This is a genomic window from Acidaminococcus fermentans DSM 20731, assembly GCF_000025305.1.
GTDB lineage: Bacteria > Bacillota > Negativicutes > Acidaminococcales > Acidaminococcaceae > Acidaminococcus > Acidaminococcus fermentans.
This window is the reverse complement of the sequence record NC_013740.1, coordinates 1896373-1914112: the sequence shown is the minus strand read 5'-3', so window position 1 is coordinate 1914112 and position 17740 is coordinate 1896373. Positions and strand designations below refer to the sequence as shown.

The following is a 17740-nucleotide window of genomic DNA, read 5'->3' as shown; positions in this document are numbered from 1 at the left end:
CCTTTATTTCATTCAGAGCCGGCTGCAAACCGGCTTCCATCGGCCATTGACCATTGTCAGCCCTCATTCCTCCTTCAGCAGCTTGAAGCTTTCCTTGTGGTATTCCAGGATCCCTTCCTTCTGCATCTTGCTCAGCTCATTGCTGAGGGCACTCCGGTCCACGCTGAGATAATCCGCCATCTGCTGCCGGTTGAAAGGGACGGTGATGATCTTCTTTTTCTGCTGTGCGGCCAGGAAGGACAGGTAGGACAGGACCCGTCCCCGGATGGATTTGGAGGAAGTGTGGAGGATCCGCCGGGAAAGGGACAGGTTCTTCCGGGCCAGGATGTGGAGCAGGTTGTCGCTGATCTGCTGGTGCTGGGGGCAGCTCCGGGAACAGGTATGAAATACTTTGGACAGATCCATCATCAGCACGGTGGTGTTTTCCGCCGCCAGCACGTTGATCAGCAGGGGTTCATTTTCCGCACAGGCGTAAGCTTCCGCAAACAGTTCCCCGGGGCCGATCTGCCCCAACAGGTTCCGGTTCCCCCACAGGTCGTCGTTCTCGATGATGACCTTTCCGGAAAGGACCATGCTTACGGTATGGACCACATCCCCTGCATAATGGATGTAGGATCCTTTTTCATAGGAACGGACCACGCCGCCCAGACAGTGCATCCGGACCTGGATCTCTTCCGGGGGAACATTTTTGAACAGGGCCGTTTTGGCCAGAAATGCAGTATCCATATTTTGCCTCCGTTGTTAAAACAACAAAAATAATCTGTCCCCAGTATACGGCGAAAAAGAAAAGTTGGCAAGGGGGTTCCCTCTTGACGAAAAAAAAGTTCTGTGCTAAATTGTAAGCAATTTGATAGACATACCTGCAATGAAAAGAAGAGTACCCTTGGCAGGCCGGCACAGAGAGCTTCCATCCTGGTGCAAGGAAGTGCGGCGAAAAAGGGGAACATGGCCTTGGAGCAGATGATTGAACAGCAGTAGGTCATCCGGGGGTGCCCGTTACAGCACTGGAGCATCCGCTTTGGCGTGTGCTCGAGAGGCCTGGCATGCCAGGCGAAGCCGGGTGGTACCACGATGCTTTCGTCCCTGCAGGGACGGAAGCTTTTTTTATGGAAAAACAAAGGAGTGATCGTTATGCCAATCAAAATCGACAGCCATCTTTCCGCCAAGGAAAAGCTGCGGGAAGAGAATATCATCACCATCGACAATGACCGGGCCATGACCCAGGACATCCGTCCCCTGAAAATCCTGATCCTGAACCTGATGCCCCTGAAAAAGCCCACAGAACTGCAGCTGCTGCGCCTTTTGGGCAATTCCCCCCTGCAGCTGGAAGTGGACTTCTGCCGGCCGGTGAGCCGGGTGGGGACCCACACGGACAATTCCTACCTGGAATCCGCCTATCTGGAATTCAGCGATGTCCAGGACCGGTATTACGACGGTCTCATCGTTACAGGGGCGCCGGTGGAGAAAATGGAATTTGAAGAGGTGGAATACTGGGGGGAAATCGAGGAGTATCTGGAATGGGCCCGGACCCACGTGTATTCCGTACTCCATTACTGTTGGGGCGCCCAGGCCGGTCTGTACTATTATTATGATGTGCCCAAGAAAATGTTCCCCCAGAAGCTCTGCGGCATCTATCCCTACGGCCTCACGGTCCGGAACCATCCGCTGCTCCGGGGCTTCGACGACCGGTACTTCATTCCCCAGTCCCGGTACACCACGGTGGACGACGCCAAAGTGTACAGTACGCCGGATCTCCAGGTGCTCAGCCGCAGCGTGGAAAACGGCATCAACATCTGTGCCACTGCCGATATGCGCCGGATCTTCGTCATGGGCCATTTTGAATACGACCGGATGACCCTGCGGGATGAATACGTCCGGGACCGGGACAAGGGACTGAATCCATCCCTGCCCAAACATTACTATCCTACCGACGACACCACCCAGGAACCGCTGTTCAAATGGTGCAGCTACGCCCATCTGTTCTACCTGAACTGGCTGAACGTGGTGTACCAGGATACGCCCTATGATCTGCACAAACTGACCAAGAGGGAGTAGGAGAAGGGGTTGCTGCGGCCGGATCAAATTTGCAGGCAGATTGTTGCCTGTGTGAATGGGAACCCCAGGGGCTGCGCGCCGGGCAGCCCGTCACATCACTGATGGGGGGAAAAGGAGAAAACAAGATGGTGCAGAATGCAGGAAACAGCCTTGCCGGGCAGAGGGATGTGCATTTCATGGAAATGGCCCTGGAGGAAGCCCGGCAGGCGGCCCGGGAGGGAGAGATACCCGTGGGGGCCGTGCTGGTCCGGGATGGACAGGTGCTGGCCCGGGATCACAACCGGCGGGAACAGGACCGGGATGCCACTGCCCATGCGGAGTTCCTGGTGATCCGGCAGGCCTGCCGGCTGCTCCGGCGCTGGCGGCTCAGCGACACCACCCTGTACGTGACCCTGGAACCCTGCCCCATGTGCGCCGGGGCCATCTGGAACGCCCGGGTGGGGAGGCTGGTGTACGGGGCCTGGGACAGTGCCGCCGGGTCCTGCGGTTCCCAGTTCAACCTGCCGGCTCATCCGTCCCTGAACTTCCGGACGGAAGTAACCGCCGGGGTGCTGGAAGAAGAGTGCCGGAAAATTTTGCAGGATTTTTTGAAAGCACGGCGGTAAGTATGGTATAATAAAACTCTCATGGATGGGTGTCCGAGTGGTCGAAGGTGCTTGACTCGAAATCAAGTGTACCGCAAGGTACCGAGGGTTCGAATCCCTCTCCATCCGCCAGCTCTGGGCACCGTTGTCTGCAGCGGTGCCTGTTCCGGGCTCATGGAAAAGACCTGTCCTGATGGACAGGCCTTTTTTATTGCATAAAAACTGTAGCGGCCGCAGGCCCGGCGGCTCTCGAAGGAAGGAAAGAAGCATGAAAACCTATCACCCCATTACTGGAGAAATCCTGGAACAGCTGCGCAGTATTGTAGGAGAGAAGTATGTCTGGACGGATCCGGACCATCTGGAACAGTACAAGACCGACGAGGAAACGGATCCCCGGAAATTCCACCGGCCGGAGGCAGTGGTGGCACCGGCTTCCACAGAAGAAATCGCTTCCATCATGAAGCTGGCCAATGCAGAACAGTTTCCGGTGACGCCCCGCAGCGGCGGCACCAGTGTGTCCGATGGGGCCATCCCTGTGTGCGGCGGTCTGGTGCTGCTTATGGAACGGCTGGATAAGATCCTGGAAGTGAGTCCGGAAGGGATGTACCTGCGGGCCCAGGCCGGTGCCCGTACCGGAGATGTGCAGCAGGCCGCCCGAGAAAAAGGCCTGTTCTATGCCGGGGATCCCTGCAGTGCTGACAGCTGTCTGATCGGGGGCAACCTGGCCACCAATGCCGGGGGTGACAAGGCTGTCCGCTACGGCACCACCCGGGACCAGGTCCATGCCGTTGAAGTGGTGCTGCCCAATGGGGAAATTGCCCATCTGGGGACCCGGTGCAAAAAGAATGCCACCGGGTATTGCCTGGATCAGCTGGTGATTGGCAGTGAAGGCACCTTGGGAATCATTGCTGAAGTGACCCTGAAGCTGCTGCCCCAGGCTCTTTTTAAGGCCGATGTACTGGCCATCTTTACGGACCAGGCCAAAGCCACCGGCATCGTCCCGGTGCTGCTCCGGCAGGGGCTGAACCCCACCAGTGTGGAATTTATGGACAACGGGTTCGTACGGATCGCCAGCGACTATTCCCGGCTGGACCTGGGCCATTATGAGGATGGGTCCTATGTGATCATCACCCTGGAAAGTTTCGATGAGGAAGACCTGGACCGGAAGCTGGTCCAGCTGGACGACCTGTGCCGGAGCCATGGAGCAGCGGATGTGCGGGTGGCCGATGACCGGGTGTGGACCCTGCGGAAGAACTGCCTGGAATCCGCCCGGGTGCTGAGCAAAGTCATGACCAGTGATGATTTCGTGGTGCCTCTGGACAAAATCGCCCAGGCCATCGATGAACTGTCCGCTGAAGCCCAAAAATATCCCTTCCGGGTGTTCACCCTGGCCCATGCCGGGGACGGGAACCTGCATTTTGCCATCCTGAAGGGAGAACTGTCCGACGAGGAGTGGGAGCAGGCCCTGGATGCCTTCCATGAAAAGGCCTACCGGTACATCTACGCTCTGGGAGGAAAGCTCAGCGGGGAACACGGTATCGGGGCCAAAAAAGTGAAACAGCTGGCCCGGCTGGCGGATCCGGGAGAGCTGTACATGATGGAAACCATCAAAAAAGCACTGGACCCGCTGGATATCCTGAATCCGGGGAAGGTGTTGGAAGTGTACTAAAAAGGGGGTGTGAAAGAATTCACACCCCCCGTCACGGGCCGCGAGTCACGGCCCGCGACAAAAAAAGACTGTTGCGCGGGCAACAGCCTTTTTTCTTTATTTTCCCGGCGGGCTGCAGGGGCAGGCACCCCTGCGGCACATGGGGGTATCCGCTTATTGCTGCTTCCTTCCGGACCTGACAAGGTTCACAGGCCTCCATTGCGCAGGACCCACTCCTGCAGTCCGCCGGAAAAATAAAAGCCGCTGGACGCGGCTGATTGGATAAAAATGGCGGAGAGTGAGGGATTCGAACCCTCGATACGGTTATCCCGTATACACGCTTTCCAGGCGTGCTCCTTCAACCACTCGGACAACTCTCCAGGTTGAATTGCTGACAGACAGCTATTCAGTTTTCAGTGCCGTAACGACAACTGCGAGATTTAGTATATCGGATTTCCCTGCCCTTGTCAAGAGATTTTTTGAAAAAGAGAAGAATCCAGTTGAAAGCGTCCATGGAAAAAAGGTATAATAGCAAAGAAGCACTGCAGAAAGGATGGGAACGATGGCATACGTAGCACTGTACCGGACCTGGCGCCCCCAGGATTTTGACGATCTGGTGGGGCAGGCGCCCATCAAGAAAGCTCTGACCAACGCCCTGGAAACCGGGCGAATTTCCCATGCCTATCTGTTTGCCGGTCCCCGGGGTACCGGGAAGACCAGTACGGCCCGGATCCTGGCCAAGGCCCTGAACTGTGAAAAGGGGCCCACAGCCCATCCTTGCAATCAGTGCAGCAACTGCCGGGAAATCACGGAGGGGACCTGCGGGGATGTGGTGGAAATCGACGCCGCGTCCAACCGGGGCATCGATGAAATCCGGAAACTCCGGGAGCAGGTGTATTTTGCTCCCACTTCCTGCCGCTACAAGGTGTACATCATCGACGAAGTCCACATGATCACCACCGACGCCTTCAATGCGCTGCTGAAAACCCTGGAGGAACCGCCGGAACATGTGGTGTTCATCCTGGCCACCACGGAACCCCAGAAAATCCTGAACACCATCCTGTCCCGGTGTCAGCGGTTCGATTTCCGCCGGGCCACGGTGGATGAAATCGCGGAACACCTGGAGAAGGTGGCCAAAGGCAGCCATATCCAGGCGGAACCGGAAGCTTTGCGTCTCATGGCCATCCAGGCGGACGGGGGGCTCCGGGATGCCCTGAGCCTGCTGGACCAGTGCAGTGTCATGGCCAGTCCGGTGACGGCGGAAACGGTCCGACAGGTCCTGGGCCTGGTGGGCCGGGAAAAGCTCCGGGAACTGGTGACCCGGATCGGCCAGAAAAATCTTTCCGGGGCCCTGGATGCCCTGGGCCAGCTGCTGGAACAGGGCAAGGAAATGGAGCAGATCCTGGCGGAGCTGCTGGAATATTTCCGGGCGCTGCTGCTGTATCAGGCGGACCGGGAATACCAGGAAATCTACCTGACCGATACCCGGGAAGCCCTGGCAGAAACGGCGTCCCTGTTCACGTCCAGCCAGATTGTGGCCAGTGTGGAACGGATCCATGAGGCCATCCGGGAAAGCAAATATTCCCTGCGGAAAAAAATCGTGGGGGAACTTTGTCTTTTTGATCTGTGCGAAAATCGGGGAAATACGGAAGCGGCGCTCCTGGCCCGGATCGACAGTCTGGAACAGCAGGTGGCCGCCCTCCGGCAGGGCAATGGAACCGCTCCAACCTTTGTGACGGCGGTGCCGGCTGCTCCGGCGGCAGTCCAGGCGGTTTCGGCTTCCCGGCCGGTGCCGCAGGGACCGGTGCCGGCTACCCCTGGACCTTCCGCTCCCCCTACCGGGGGAACGGTCCGGGATGCTTTTGCCCGGATGGCAGCGGCTGCCCGGCAGGAAATCAGCCAGGAACCCCCTGCACCGGCTCCGGCAGAACCTGCACCCGTACCTGCACCTGCACCGTTGCCGGAGGCCCGTCCGGAAGCGGGCCCGGCGGCTGCTCCGGAAGGAGAACCCCAGTTTGACGGCAGCGGGCGGGCCCAGGCCCAGCAGCTGTGGCAGCTGGTGCTCCAGGGCCTGAAACAGCGTCGGAAGCGGACCTTCCTGGTGTATGCGGAAATGGCCCGGGCGGCGGATTATCAGGACCAGGAACTGCTCCTGGGGGTGAGCTCCGCCTATGGAAAGGAAAAGATGGAGGAGCCGGCTTTCCGGAACCTGATCCAGGATATCCTGAAAGGTGCGGTGGGGCAGTCCATCCGGCTCCGGGTGGTCCAGCAGGAAGGGGAAATCTCCCTGCACCGGCCCCAGGGGAAAAAGACGGATGCGGCGGCAGCGCCTGCCCCGGCGGCGCCTGAACCGGTGCCTCAGCCGGATCCGCTGCCGGAGCCGCCGCCCCCTCCGGAGGAAGAGATCCCTCTGCCTCCGGAACCGCCGACGGAAGAGGACTTCCCGGAACCTGATCCGGAAGTGCCGCCGTCCGTCCAGTCAGCAAGTCCCGCTCCTAAGCCTGCAGCAAGGGGAGAACTCCCCGAGGGTGTGAAAAAAGCCATGCAGGTCTTTGGCGGTGAAGTTTATAAAGAATAAAAAACAGTCCCTGCGGGGAAACTAGGAGGAAACCAAATGTTCAAAGGTGGAATGGCAATGAACGGCATGCAGGGCATGCTGAAGAAAGTACAGAAAATGCAGAGTGAAATGACCCGTCTCCAGGATGAACTGAAGGAACGGGAAGTGGAAGGTACGGCCGGCGGGGAAGCCGTCAAGGCCGTGGTCAACGGCAACAAGAATCTGGTGAGCCTGACCCTGTCTCCGGATGCAGTGGATCCGGAAGACGTGGAAATGCTCCAGGACCTGATCGTCACCGCCGTCAATGATGCCATGAAGAAAGTGGACGAGATGACGGAAAAGGAACTGGGCAAAGTGACTGGCGGACTGAAGCTGCCGGGGATGTTTTAAGGAACGGTTCCGGTCATGCGGATGGTAAAACCCCTGGCCCGGCTCCACGAACAGCTGCGGCGTCTGCCGGGCATTGGTTCCAAGTCGGCCCTGCGTCTGGCCTACCATGTGCTGGACATGAAGCGGGAAGATGTGGAGGAACTGGCCCGGGCTCTCCTGGATGTGAAGGATCATGTCCATCTCTGCCGGCAGTGTTTCGATCTGTGCGAAGGGGAACTGTGTGAAATCTGCCAGGACGAAAAAAGGGACCGGAGCCTGGTGTGTGTGGTGGAACAGCCCCAGGATGTGGCGGCCATGGAACGGACCCGGGGCTACCAGGGTCTGTATCATGTGCTCCATGGGGTCCTCTCTCCCCTGGACGGGGTGGGGCCGGATCAGCTGAAGATCCGGGAACTGCTGCTCCGTCTCCAGAAAGGGACGGTCAAAGAAGTGATCATCGCCACCAATTCTGATGTGGAAGGGGAAGCCACGGCCAATTATCTGGCCGGACTGATCCGTCCCACGGGAATCAAAGTCAGCCGGATCGCCCATGGTCTGCCGGTGGGCGGCGACCTGGAGTATGCCGATGAACTGACTCTGTACAAGGCCTTGGAAAACCGGCGGGAAATCTGAAATGGCCCGGCCGGGACCCGGTCCTGGTGATGGCATGTGCTGGAAAGGCGGTCAAGATAAATGGAAATCTGGATTGCAGGCGGGGCGGCCCTGGTTGTCCTGTTCCTGATCATCAATATGTTCTCCCTGTCCCTGAAGCTTCTGTGGAATGGGATCTGCGGGGTGGTGCTGCTGTGGCTGTTCAATATGCTGGGAGGGATCTTCGGAGTCACCATCCCCATCCATTTTGCAACGGCCCTGGTGGCCGGATTCTTCGGCATTCCCGGAGTGATCTTCATCCTGCTGGTCCAGCTGATGGGGCACTGAGATGCTGCAGAAATCCAAAAGCGAAAAGATCCGTGTCCTCTGTTATCTTTGCATTGGGGGCACGGCTGCTTTGTTTGAGTGGGGGCTGGTCTATCTGTTCAACAGCCGCTGGGGATGGAACTATCTCCTGGCCACGGCGGTGGCCTATCTATGCTCCACGGTATGCCACTATATTGCCACCAATATCTGGGTGTTCACCAGCGGGGTCCGGTACAGCCGGGGCAAGGAATTTTCCCTGGTGCTCCTGGTGTCCACCCTGGGCCTGGTGTACAACGTGCTGCTCATGCGTCTTTTCGTGGGCAGCCTGGGTCTGCCGGTGATGGGGTCCAAGGTGGGGGCCTCGGCCCTGGTGACCGTCTGGAATTATTTTTCAAGGAAGAAATGGATATATTCAGACTGAAGAAAGAAAAGGAATAGGTGGAGATACCATGCTTCGTCATAAAGTCGATATTGAAGGATTTGAGCGGGTCCTCCTGGTCCACAACCACAACTCCGGGAAACAGACTTTTTTCAGCGGGATCCACAGCAATGTGGAAAGCATTGCCCGGCAGCTGATGCGGATGTACGGAGCGGAACGGTTCCAGTATGTGAAAGTGGGGACCTTTGCTGAAACCCAGGCGGTGGGAAAGAAAATCTGCGCCGAAAAGATCCAGTGGGTGATCGTGGCCGGCGGGGACGGGACTCTCCGGGCTCTGGTGGAAGAATGCGTGGACCAGGACTACTGGCCCTATGTGAGCATTTATCCGGCCGGGACGGTGAACCTGGTGGCCAAGGAACTGATGCAGAAAACCGATGTGCACAACTGGATGTACCGGGTGTCCAAAGGGGTCACCACCCCGGTGTGCCTGGGGAGAGCCAACGATCGGATCTTCCTGACCGTGGCCGGCATCGGCGTGGATTCCATGGTGGTCCAGCAGGTGACGCCCAAAGAGAAAAAATATCTGTCCACCCTGGCTTATGTGCGTCAGAGCGGACGGGTGCTGGGCAACGAGATGCTGCTCCACAACTGGAAATACCGCTTTCAGGTCATGATCAACGGGGATGGGGTATGGCACCAGGCCAGCTCCGTCATCGTCACCAAAAGCCGGTACTATGCCGGACGGTTCTCCCTGGTGAACGGGGGATCCCTGTCCAACCCCACCATGCACGTCTGCCTTTTTACCAAGGGACGCTGCGTGGACTTTCTCCGGTATACGGCCCTGATTGCGGCGGATATGCTGACCCTGGACAAAAGTGTGGAGATCTATCCCGCCCAGCAGGTGGATATCCGCTGCAATGTAAGCAAATTCGCCGCTGAACTGGACGGAGACGCGGTGGTCACTTCACCCCTTTCCATTGCCCTGCTGCCCAAACCCCTGGAATTCATTTCGTGAGAGGCTGTACTGTGAAAAAGAAAATCCTGTACGGAGTCTTCGTACTCCTGAGTTTTCTGGCGGAAGCCGGTTACCGCTGGAATTTTTTGAAAGAAATCGTGCCCTTTCCCTGGGCGGAATTCTGGTATCATACCCTGAACTATTTTTTCCGGGATCTACTCCTGTCCTGGGTGGCACTGTTCCTGTACGCCCAGCGCCGGCGGATCCGTGACCGGGTGAAACGGTATTTCCCCGTGGTGGTGGTGGGGACCCTGTATCTGGCCGATGCCCTGTTCATGGTCAGCTACCTGGAGCTGGATCCGGGGTTCATGACGGTCCTTTCCGTACTGGCCGGGCTGTTCAACAACATCGTCCTGGTGCTTCTGGCGGCCATGTGCTATCATCACTGGCCCAACCGGGTGATGAAGGGGCTGTACTTCCTGGCCTATTATGTGACCTGCCTCCTGATCCTGGGAGACGGGATCTACTTCTGGAACACCTCCATGCATGTGGAAAGCGTGCTCTTTGACAATCTGAACATCTATGCGGCCAAAGGGATCCTGAGCACCACGGAGAACTGGCAGCTGGGGCTGCTGGCCGCCGTGATGCTGCTGTTCATCCCTCTGTTCCGGGTAGTCCATCCCCGGCGCCACAAACCCAACCTGCCCTGGTCCCTTTTGTGCGTGGTGCTGTTCGCCCTGGGGCTCAACGGCTCTTATGTGCTGCTGGCAGAAGGGACCTATCATGCGGCGGACAGTGTGAGCGGGCTGGATATCGAAGTGGATATGGAAAAAAGCCGGAAGCCCACCCGGGCCATGGTGGCCTATCCCATCAATGTGAACTTCTTCCACAAAGCTTTCTTCAAAACCGACAAGGTGGTCCATGATCCCTGGAAATATCAGGAACGGACCTTGTCGGACAAGGACAAGGCTGCTCTGGAAGAACTGGGAATCCTGCCCAAACAGAAAATCGTACCCCGGAAGCAGCCGGCTTACGACCGGGTGGTGATGCTGATCCTGGAAAGTGTCCACAGGGATTATCTCCATCATTACAATCCCAGCATCCCGGCGGATGCCACGCCTTACCTGGATTCCCTGGTGAAGAAGTATCCCCGGATCGATCATTACTATTCTTCTGCCGTACCCACCACCCAGGGCCTCAATGCCACCTTCCGGTCCCAGCTGGTCTATGACAAGGACCTGCCGGGCGAGCGGCAGCCGTCCCTGTTCCGGATCCTCCAGCAGGCCGGCTTCGAAGGCTATTTCATCAATGCTTCCAGCCGGTACTATGCCAACGAATACCGGGAGTATCCCGCCCAGTTCGGCATGGAACATTATCTGGCCAAGGAAGACCTGGGGAACATGGGATACAAGGGGGCCAGCGGCTGGGGCTTCCACAACGACGTGATGTACGATGCGGCCCTGAAGACCCTGGCGGAGAACCGGGACAAGAAATTGTTCCTAGTGTGCAAGACCCTGGATATGCACCAGCCCTATCCTTATTACGGCTACACCTATGCGGAGATGCCGGAGGATGTCCGGGACAACGGGACCGCCACCGTCTGCGGCATGTACTGGGTGGACAAGACCATCCAGCACTTCTTTGAAGAGGCATCCCGACAGGGCCTGATGGATGACCGGACCCTGTTCATCGTCACTTCGGATCACAACCCCCATTCCGGCGGGGAATACAAGACCCTGGTGACCAATCCCCAGGACAAACAGAGTGTGGCGCCCATTCCGGTGATTTTCATTTCCAAAAACCTGGCGCCTCTGGCGGATCTGGACGAATCCATGTACGCCAGCCAGCAGGATATGGCACCCACCCTGCTGACCCTGCTGGGCCAGCCGGTTCCCCAGGAATTCCTGGGACGGGACCTGCTCCAGCCGGTACCTCATCCCTATGCCCTGGGATACTTCGGGGGCAAGGCCTACTATTATTCCGCGGACCGGAATTTCGTGGCCACCCTGGATGAAGAGACCCCGGATACGGAAGAAAAAGATGCCCTGGCCAATTACATCATGTACGGCTATGTGAAACGGCATATTGAGTTTATGAAGTAAGGAGGGAGGACTGCTGCCCAGGCAGCAGTCCTTGGTTTTAAAGGAGCTGATTGGTTGAGTGAAACGACGCTTGCGGGAACCGGCACTTTCCGTTCCCGTCTGAAGAAAATCCTGGGGGTCATGATCCCCATCCTGATTACCCAGCTGTGCATTACCGGCATGAGCCTGTTCGATACGGTGATGAGCGGCCATGCCGGTACGGTCCAGCTGGCCGGGGTGGCCATCGGTACCAATGTGTGGATGCCGGTGTTCACCGGGCTCAATGGCATCCTCCAGGCACTGACCCCCATTGTGGCCAATTACCGGGGTGCCCGGGAATATCACAAAATCTCCGGAGCGGTGGTCAGCGGTCTGGCCCTGGCCTGTGCCCTGGCCCTGACGGTGATCGGGGCCGGATCCCAGCTGCTGCCCCGGATCCTGGATACCATGAGCCTGGCACCGGAAGTCCGTACGGTGGCCTTCCGGTACCTGGGCTTTGTGGCCTGGGGTATCCTGCCCCTGTTCTGTGCCAGTATTCTCCGGTCCTTTGTGGATACCCTGGGCTACACCCAGGTGACCATGCGGCTGTTTCTGCTGACCATGCCGGTGAATGCCGCCATGAACTACATCTTCATCTTCGGCAAACTGGGAGCCCCGGCCCTGGGGGGACCGGGAGCCGGGGTGGGGACGGCCATCACCTGCTGGCTGCTGTGCCTTTCCTTTTCCCTGCTGGTACTGCGGCTGAAGGTGTTCCGGGATTTCCACGTGTTCCGGATTTCCGGCTTTTCCTTTTCCCATGTCCGGGAGCATTTGCGAATCGGCATCCCCATGGGGCTGGCCATTTTCCTGGAAACCAGTTTCTTCGGGGTGGAATGCCTGCTGGTGTCCCGGTTCGGCACCATTGCCGTGGCGGCCAACCAGGCGGCCATGAGTTTCTGCAATATGCTGTACATGGTGCCCCTGAGCTTTTCCCTGTCCCTGACCATCATTGTGGGGGCCTATGTGGGAGCCCGGGATTTTGTCCAGGCCAAGGCCTATGCGGATACGGGCCGGCTGTCCAACATCCTGATCGGGGCCTTTTTCGGCTGCGTCCTGTTCCTGGGCCGGGGACTGATTGCCCGGCTGTATACGGAAGACCCCAACCTGATGGAACCCATTATGCACTTCCTGACCTTTGCGGTGGCCTTCCAGTTTTTCGACAGTACGGCAGCTCCCATCCAGGGCGTGCTCCGGGGCTACAAGGACGTAAAAGCCACCTTCTATTCCGCTCTGGCGGCCTACTGGGGCATTGCCCTGCCCTTCGGCCTGTTCCTGGATCACGGCCTCCACAAGGGACCGGACGGGTACTGGCTGGGGCTTATTACGGGAATCTTCTTCTCTGCTGCTTTCCTGAGCCTGCGGCTGCGGTATATGGAACGGAAAAAAAGAGAGACTGTCTGAGATGGCAGTCTCTCTTTTTTCTTATCCCGCAAACCCGAACACTACGCCCACCACGGCCGAAGCGGCCAGGAAGGCGATGGGGTGGATTTTTTTGTATTTTCCTGTGAGGAACACCAGCACCAGGGCCAGGAGAATGGAACGGACATTGGGGAGCCCGGCCAGGTTCCCGGTTTTCCAGGCTTCCGGGTGGAGCAGGGTCACTCGGGCCACCATGAGTCCGGCTGCAGCGATCAGGCCGGCGGAAGCGGCCCGGAGTCCGTACATCACGGCCTTGACGTATTTGCTGTCCCCGAATTTTTTCAGGAACTGGGATACGATGATGATAATGATGACGGACGGCGTAATCAGCCCCAGGGTGGCATCCAACGCACCGGGGAACCCGGCAATGTGATAGCCTACGGCAGTGGCACTGTTGACCCCGATGGGACCGGGGGTGGATTCGGATATGGCAATCATGTTCAGCAGGTCCGTTTCCGTGAACCATCCGGTGGCGATGGCCAGTTTGGCCAGGAAGGGGATGGTGGCCATGCCGCCCCCGATGGCGAACAGGCCGATCTTGAAGAATTCCGTAAACAACTGGAGGAAGAGTCCCACTACAGTTCACCTCCCGCTTTCTTTGCCAGGAGACCCACTACGCCGGCCAGGACCACCAGCCAGGCAGGGGAGAGACTGGAAAACAGATTGATGCCCATAACCAGCAGGAACAGGCCGATGGTCAGCTTGTCCACCAGGGCTCCTTTGGCCAGTTTCCGGATGGCATTGAAGATCAGCACACAGACACAGACCCGGATTCCGGCAAAGGCATCCTTGACCACCTGGAGCTGGGCAAAATTGGACAGGCAGGCGGCGATCACGGTGATGATTACCAGGGAAGGGAACACCACCCCCAGGGTGGCGATGATCCCGCCGGGCACCCCTTTCCGCTTCATGCCGATGAAGGTGGCCGTGTTCACCGCAATGACGCCGGGTGTGCACTGGCCCACCGCATAATAGTCCGCCAGTTCTTCCTCACTGGCCCAGTGGTATTTTTCCACCACTTCGGCCTGGAGGATGGGGAGCATGGCGTAGCCGCCCCCAAAGGTAACTGCCCCGATCCGGGCAAATACCGTAAACAGCTGGATCAGTTCATTCATGGAAACACCTCCGATGTCATCAGTGTAACATGGGAATCCGGGAGTGTAAACCAAAAGAAAAAAACAGAAAGAAGAAAAAAGACGAAAATGTCACAAAGGAAACAAGGGGAACAAATTGTAGATTTTCCAAAACTGTACTATAATTACTTTGTATGAGTAAAAGTGCATGGGTATAAAATTCTGGAGAGGGAAGGTTTCTTCCCCAGGCGGGATATCCGCAGAAAGGCTTGTTTTGTGAAAACGTATTTACTGGCATTGAGCATTTCGCTGATCATCAGTTGGGTCCTGACTCCTTTTGTCAAGAAACTGGCATTCCGCATCGGCGCGGTGGACCGGCCCAACGCCCGAAAGGTGCATCACCGGATCATGCCCCGGATGGGCGGGCTGGCCATCTACATCGGTTTTATGGCCGCCGCCGTCACCACCATGGAACTGACACGGGACGTGGTGGGAATCCTGCTGGGAGGAACGGTCATTGCCATTGTGGGTATACTGGATGACATGTTCCAGCTGGCCGCCAAGGTCAAGCTGGTGGGCCAGATCGTGGCTGCTCTGGTCCCGGTGTGCTTCGGGGTCCGGATCGAATGGCTGAACAATCCCTGGGGCGGGTATTTCTATCTGAACTACCTGTCCATTCCTTTTACGGTGTTCTGGATCGTCAGCTTCACCAACGTGGTGAACCTGATCGACGGTCTGGACGGTCTGGCTGCCGGTGTATCCGCCATTGCTTCCGTGACTGTCATCATGGTGGCTCTTCAGCAGGGGCTGTATCCGGTGGCAGTACTGACCGCGGCACTGGCCGGGGGCATCATCGGCTTCATCCGGTACAATTTCAACCCGGCCACCATTTTCATGGGGGATACCGGGAGCCTGTTCCTGGGCTATATGCTGGCTGCCATTTCCATTTTCGGAGCGGTGAAGAGTGCGGCCACCATTGCGCTCCTGGTGCCGGCCATTGCGCTGGGGCTGCCCATTATGGACACGGCTTTTGCCATTGTCCGCCGCTACCGGAACGGACGGCCCATTTTCAGTCCGGACAAGGGACATATCCATCACCGCCTGCTGGCCATGGGCTTCAGCCAGCGGCAGGCTGTGATTTTCATGTATCTGATCAGTGCAGGACTCTGTCTTACGGCAGTGCTCCTGACGGAAATGGAGGGGATCTATGCCATTGCACTGCTGGTATTCCTGCTGGCGGTGATTTTCATTGGCGCAAGGAAAATCGGGATTTTACAGGATAGATCATGAAATAGGGGCGAAGGAATATGAAAAAATTGAAAGTCATGACGATTTTTGGGACCCGGCCGGAAGCCATCAAAATGTGTCCGCTGGTACTGGAAATGAAAAAGTACCCGGACATGCTGGAACCCATTGTGGCCGTAACAGCTCAGCATCGGGAAATGCTGGACCAGGTGCTGGAACTGTTCCAGATCAAACCGGATTATGATTTGAACATCATGACCGCCGGTCAGACCCTGTATGATGTGACCAGCCGTGCCCTGATGGGTCTGAAGGAAGTACTGGAACAGGCACAGCCGGATCTGGTGCTGGTCCATGGGGATACCACCACCACTTTTGTGGGGGCCCTGGCCTCCTTCTACAAGCAGATTCCGGTGGGCCATGTGGAAGCGGGCCTGCGGACCGGCAACAAATATTCTCCCTTCCCGGAGGAAATGAACCGGAAGCTGACGGCGGCCATCACCGACCATCATTTTGCGCCTACGGCCAATGCCAAGGCCAATCTGCTGAAGGAAAACATCAAAGAAGACGATATCTACGTCACCGGCAATACAGTCATCGATGCCCTCCAGGCCACGGTGAAGGATTCCTTTGATTTCCACAACCCCAAACTGGAGGAGGCCATCCGGTCCGACCACAAACTGATCCTGATGACCACCCACCGCCGGGAGAACCTGGGGGCGCCCATGCGCCATGTTTACCAGGCTCTGAAGGAAGTCCTGAAGGACAATCCGGATGCGGAAGCCATTTTCCCCATGCACAAGAACCCCAAGGTGCGGGAAGTGGCGGAAGCGGTGCTGGGCAAAATGGAACGGGTCCATCTGCTGGAACCCATGGACTATGAACCCTTTGCCAACCTCATGGCCCGGGTGGACATTGTCCTGACGGATTCCGGCGGTATCCAGGAAGAAGCTCCGGCCCTGGGGAAACCGGTGCTGGTGCTGCGGAACACCACGGAACGGCCGGAAGCCGTTACTGCCGGCACGGTGAAACTGATCGGCACCGGCAAGGAAGATGTGTATGCGGCCACCAGCCGGCTGCTGAACGACGAAAAATACTACCGGTCCATGGCGGAAGCGGTGAATCCCTATGGGGACGGCCAGGCTGCCAAACGGATCGTCACCTATCTGCTCCACACCCATGGATATCCGGTGGAACTGATGCCGGAATTCCACGGGGGACAGGACAAGTAAAAGACCATGGAAAACCGGAAGGGAGCAGCCGGGGACCGGGAACCGGAAAGCCTGTTCCAGCGTCTGGGACGGCAGCTCCGGCAGGTGTTCCTGAGACAGCTGGCCCTGGGGCTGCTGTTCCTGGCGGGGGTCCTCCTGGGGGGAGGACATCTGCCGGGGGCCCTTCTGGGTACGGCGTCCGGCCTTATGGATACGGCCCTGTTTCTCTGGGGTGTCCATCGGGGCATGGGGAAGCCGCCGGCCCAGGCTGCGCTTTCCATGCACCGGATGATGTTACTGCGGATTGCCGTCCTGTTGGGCCTTACGGTACTGGCCCTGCGGGAAAAATGGCAGTCCGTGCTGGTACTGGCCGGTTTCCTGGTCCTGAATATCGGGTTGATCATTCAGCTGGCCAAAAGCCGGCCTGGATGCCGGAAACTTTGAATCATCAAAGTTTCCCGTAAAAAGAAAAATCATGCAAAGGAAGTGATAGTCTATGGGAATTGCAGAAGCTGCAGGTTCGGAAGTCATTCACTATGGAACCACAGAGGTGCTGCCGGGGGTTGCCCTGAACATGCAGACCATCTATATGTCCTGGCTGACCATGGTGATCGTGGCGGCCATTGTCTTTGCGGCCACCCGGCGGGTCCAGGAGATTCCCTATGGAATCCAGAATCTGGTGGAAATGATTGTGGAATGGCTGGAAAAACTCATGGATGCCAACCTGGGGGTGGAAGGCCGGCGGGTGGCCACACCCTTTGTCCTGACCCTGTTTCTGTACATCTTTGTGGGGAACGAGCTGGGGCTGATGCCTTCCATCGGGGTGCATCTATCTTCTCCCACCAATGACATCAACGTGGCACTGGGGCTTTCCATTACCGTGGCCGTTGCCACCTATATCATCGGGATCCTCCAGCAGGGACCCAGTTATTTCAAGCATCTGGTTTCTCCCTTTGCCCTGATGCTGCCCCTGAACATCATCGAAGAGCTGGCCAAGCCTCTGACCATGGCCCTGCGTCTTTTCGGGAATATCCTGGCAGGGGAAATCCTGCTGGCAGTACTGTACATGCTGGTGCCCTGGGTGGTACCCAACCTGTGGATCGGCTTCAGCCTGATCATCGGTTTTCTTCAGGCTTTCATCTTTACCATGCTTACCGTGATTGCCCTGGCGCCGATTTTCAAACAGGTCCATTCCAATCATCATTAATCT

18 protein-coding genes, 2 tRNA genes, 1 other RNA gene and 1 other annotated feature are annotated in these 17740 nt (G+C 57.6%); of the genes, 16 read left to right on the top strand and 5 right to left on the bottom strand.

Translation table 11 applies throughout. The features are described 5' to 3' along the window. Window positions 1–63: 63 nt before the first annotated feature. On the bottom strand, window positions 64–726 hold the full coding sequence (locus tag ACFER_RS08840; protein WP_012939072.1) for a Crp/Fnr family transcriptional regulator: 663 nt from the start codon (window positions 724–726) through the stop codon (window positions 64–66). A 130-nt stretch (window positions 727–856) separates the two neighbouring features. Continuing rightward, window positions 857–1088 (top strand) — a binding site (T-box leader). Between the two features lie 43 nt (window positions 1089–1131). On the opposite strand from ACFER_RS08840, the gene ACFER_RS08835 reads away from it, so the two are divergent. The 4 genes from ACFER_RS08835 to ACFER_RS08820 all read left to right on the top strand — a co-directional run bounded on the left by ACFER_RS08835 (window position 1132) and on the right by ACFER_RS08820 (window position 4308). Further along, the gene (locus tag ACFER_RS08835) at window positions 1132–2055 is read left to right on the top strand and encodes a homoserine O-succinyltransferase (RefSeq protein WP_012939071.1); all 924 of its coding nucleotides are present in this window, start codon (window positions 1132–1134) and stop codon (window positions 2053–2055) included. Window positions 2056–2180: 125 nt separating this feature from the next. Then, window positions 2181–2660: a tRNA adenosine(34) deaminase TadA gene (gene tadA, locus ACFER_RS08830; protein WP_012939070.1), complete on the top strand. Its 480-nt coding sequence runs from the start codon at window positions 2181–2183 to the stop codon at window positions 2658–2660. A 23-nt stretch (window positions 2661–2683) separates the two neighbouring features. After that, window positions 2684–2771, top strand: a tRNA-Ser gene (locus ACFER_RS08825). Between the two features lie 136 nt (window positions 2772–2907). After that, window positions 2908–4308: an FAD-binding oxidoreductase gene (locus ACFER_RS08820; RefSeq protein WP_012939069.1), complete on the top strand. Its 1401-nt coding sequence runs from the start codon at window positions 2908–2910 to the stop codon at window positions 4306–4308. Window positions 4309–4423: 115 nt separating this feature from the next. Here the strand turns inward: ACFER_RS08820 and ffs are convergent. Further along, window positions 4424–4523, bottom strand: an RNA gene (gene ffs / locus ACFER_RS11160) — signal recognition particle sRNA small type. A gap of 53 nt (window positions 4524–4576) precedes the next feature. Continuing rightward, window positions 4577–4667: transfer RNA gene (locus ACFER_RS08815), tRNA-Ser, on the bottom strand. A 182-nt stretch (window positions 4668–4849) separates the two neighbouring features. On the opposite strand from ACFER_RS08815, the gene dnaX reads away from it, so the two are divergent. From dnaX to ACFER_RS08775, 8 genes are read left to right on the top strand one after another with little or no spacing between them, the layout of a single operon-like run. Further along, window positions 4850–6865, top strand: a complete 2016-nt coding sequence (gene dnaX / locus ACFER_RS08810) for a DNA polymerase III subunit gamma/tau (RefSeq protein WP_012939068.1) — start codon at window positions 4850–4852, stop codon at window positions 6863–6865. A 36-nt stretch (window positions 6866–6901) separates the two neighbouring features. Beyond that, window positions 6902–7234 carry a YbaB/EbfC family nucleoid-associated protein gene (locus ACFER_RS08805; RefSeq protein WP_012939067.1) on the top strand — a complete coding sequence of 111 codons (333 nt, stop codon included), beginning with the start codon at window positions 6902–6904 and terminating at the stop codon, window positions 7232–7234. A 15-nt stretch (window positions 7235–7249) separates the two neighbouring features. Further along, complete coding sequence (gene recR / locus ACFER_RS08800; protein ID WP_012939066.1) at window positions 7250–7846, top strand: recombination mediator RecR; 597 nt, start codon at window positions 7250–7252, stop codon at window positions 7844–7846. A 60-nt stretch (window positions 7847–7906) separates the two neighbouring features. Next, complete coding sequence (locus ACFER_RS08795; protein ID WP_012939065.1) at window positions 7907–8152, top strand: pro-sigmaK processing inhibitor BofA family protein; 246 nt, start codon at window positions 7907–7909, stop codon at window positions 8150–8152. A gap of 1 nt (window position 8153) precedes the next feature. Next, the gene (locus ACFER_RS08790; RefSeq protein ID WP_012939064.1) at window positions 8154–8552 is read left to right on the top strand and encodes a GtrA family protein; all 399 of its coding nucleotides are present in this window, start codon (window positions 8154–8156) and stop codon (window positions 8550–8552) included. Between the two features lie 28 nt (window positions 8553–8580). Next, on the top strand, window positions 8581–9525 hold the full coding sequence (locus tag ACFER_RS08785; RefSeq protein ID WP_012939063.1) for a diacylglycerol/lipid kinase family protein: 945 nt from the start codon (window positions 8581–8583) through the stop codon (window positions 9523–9525). 11 nt (window positions 9526–9536) lie between these two features. Further along, window positions 9537–11567: an LTA synthase family protein gene (locus ACFER_RS08780; protein WP_012939062.1), complete on the top strand. Its 2031-nt coding sequence runs from the start codon at window positions 9537–9539 to the stop codon at window positions 11565–11567. Between the two features lie 54 nt (window positions 11568–11621). Next, entirely contained in the window at window positions 11622–12986 is a 1365-nt protein-coding gene (locus ACFER_RS08775; protein WP_012939061.1) for an MATE family efflux transporter, read from the top strand. 21 nt (window positions 12987–13007) lie between these two features. On the opposite strand, the gene ACFER_RS08770 is transcribed toward ACFER_RS08775, so the two are convergent. Both ACFER_RS08770 and ACFER_RS08765 read right to left on the bottom strand, forming a co-directional pair. Further along, window positions 13008–13580 carry a chromate transporter gene (locus tag ACFER_RS08770; RefSeq protein ID WP_012939060.1) on the bottom strand — a complete coding sequence of 191 codons (573 nt, stop codon included), beginning with the start codon at window positions 13578–13580 and terminating at the stop codon, window positions 13008–13010. Continuing rightward, a complete protein-coding gene (locus tag ACFER_RS08765) occupies window positions 13580–14119 on the bottom strand; it encodes a chromate transporter (RefSeq protein WP_012939059.1) in 540 nt (179 codons plus the stop codon). Before ACFER_RS08765 ends, ACFER_RS08770 begins: the two co-directional genes overlap by 1 nt. A 234-nt stretch (window positions 14120–14353) precedes the next feature. Between ACFER_RS08765 and ACFER_RS08760 the strand changes: the two genes are divergently transcribed. The 4 genes from ACFER_RS08760 to atpB are packed head-to-tail and all read left to right on the top strand — an operon-like array spanning window position 14354 to window position 17737. Continuing rightward, window positions 14354–15367: a glycosyltransferase family 4 protein gene (locus ACFER_RS08760; RefSeq protein ID WP_012939058.1), complete on the top strand. Its 1014-nt coding sequence runs from the start codon at window positions 14354–14356 to the stop codon at window positions 15365–15367. Between the two features lie 17 nt (window positions 15368–15384). Further along, window positions 15385–16551, top strand: a complete 1167-nt coding sequence (wecB, locus tag ACFER_RS08755) for a non-hydrolyzing UDP-N-acetylglucosamine 2-epimerase (RefSeq protein WP_012939057.1) — start codon at window positions 15385–15387, stop codon at window positions 16549–16551. A gap of 6 nt (window positions 16552–16557) precedes the next feature. Next, on the top strand, window positions 16558–16974 hold the full coding sequence (locus tag ACFER_RS08750; RefSeq protein ID WP_012939056.1) for a hypothetical protein: 417 nt from the start codon (window positions 16558–16560) through the stop codon (window positions 16972–16974). A gap of 52 nt (window positions 16975–17026) precedes the next feature. Further along, window positions 17027–17737, top strand: coding sequence for a F0F1 ATP synthase subunit A (gene atpB / locus ACFER_RS08745; RefSeq protein WP_012939055.1), 711 nt, complete (start codon window positions 17027–17029; stop codon window positions 17735–17737). Window positions 17738–17740 lie beyond the last annotated feature (3 nt).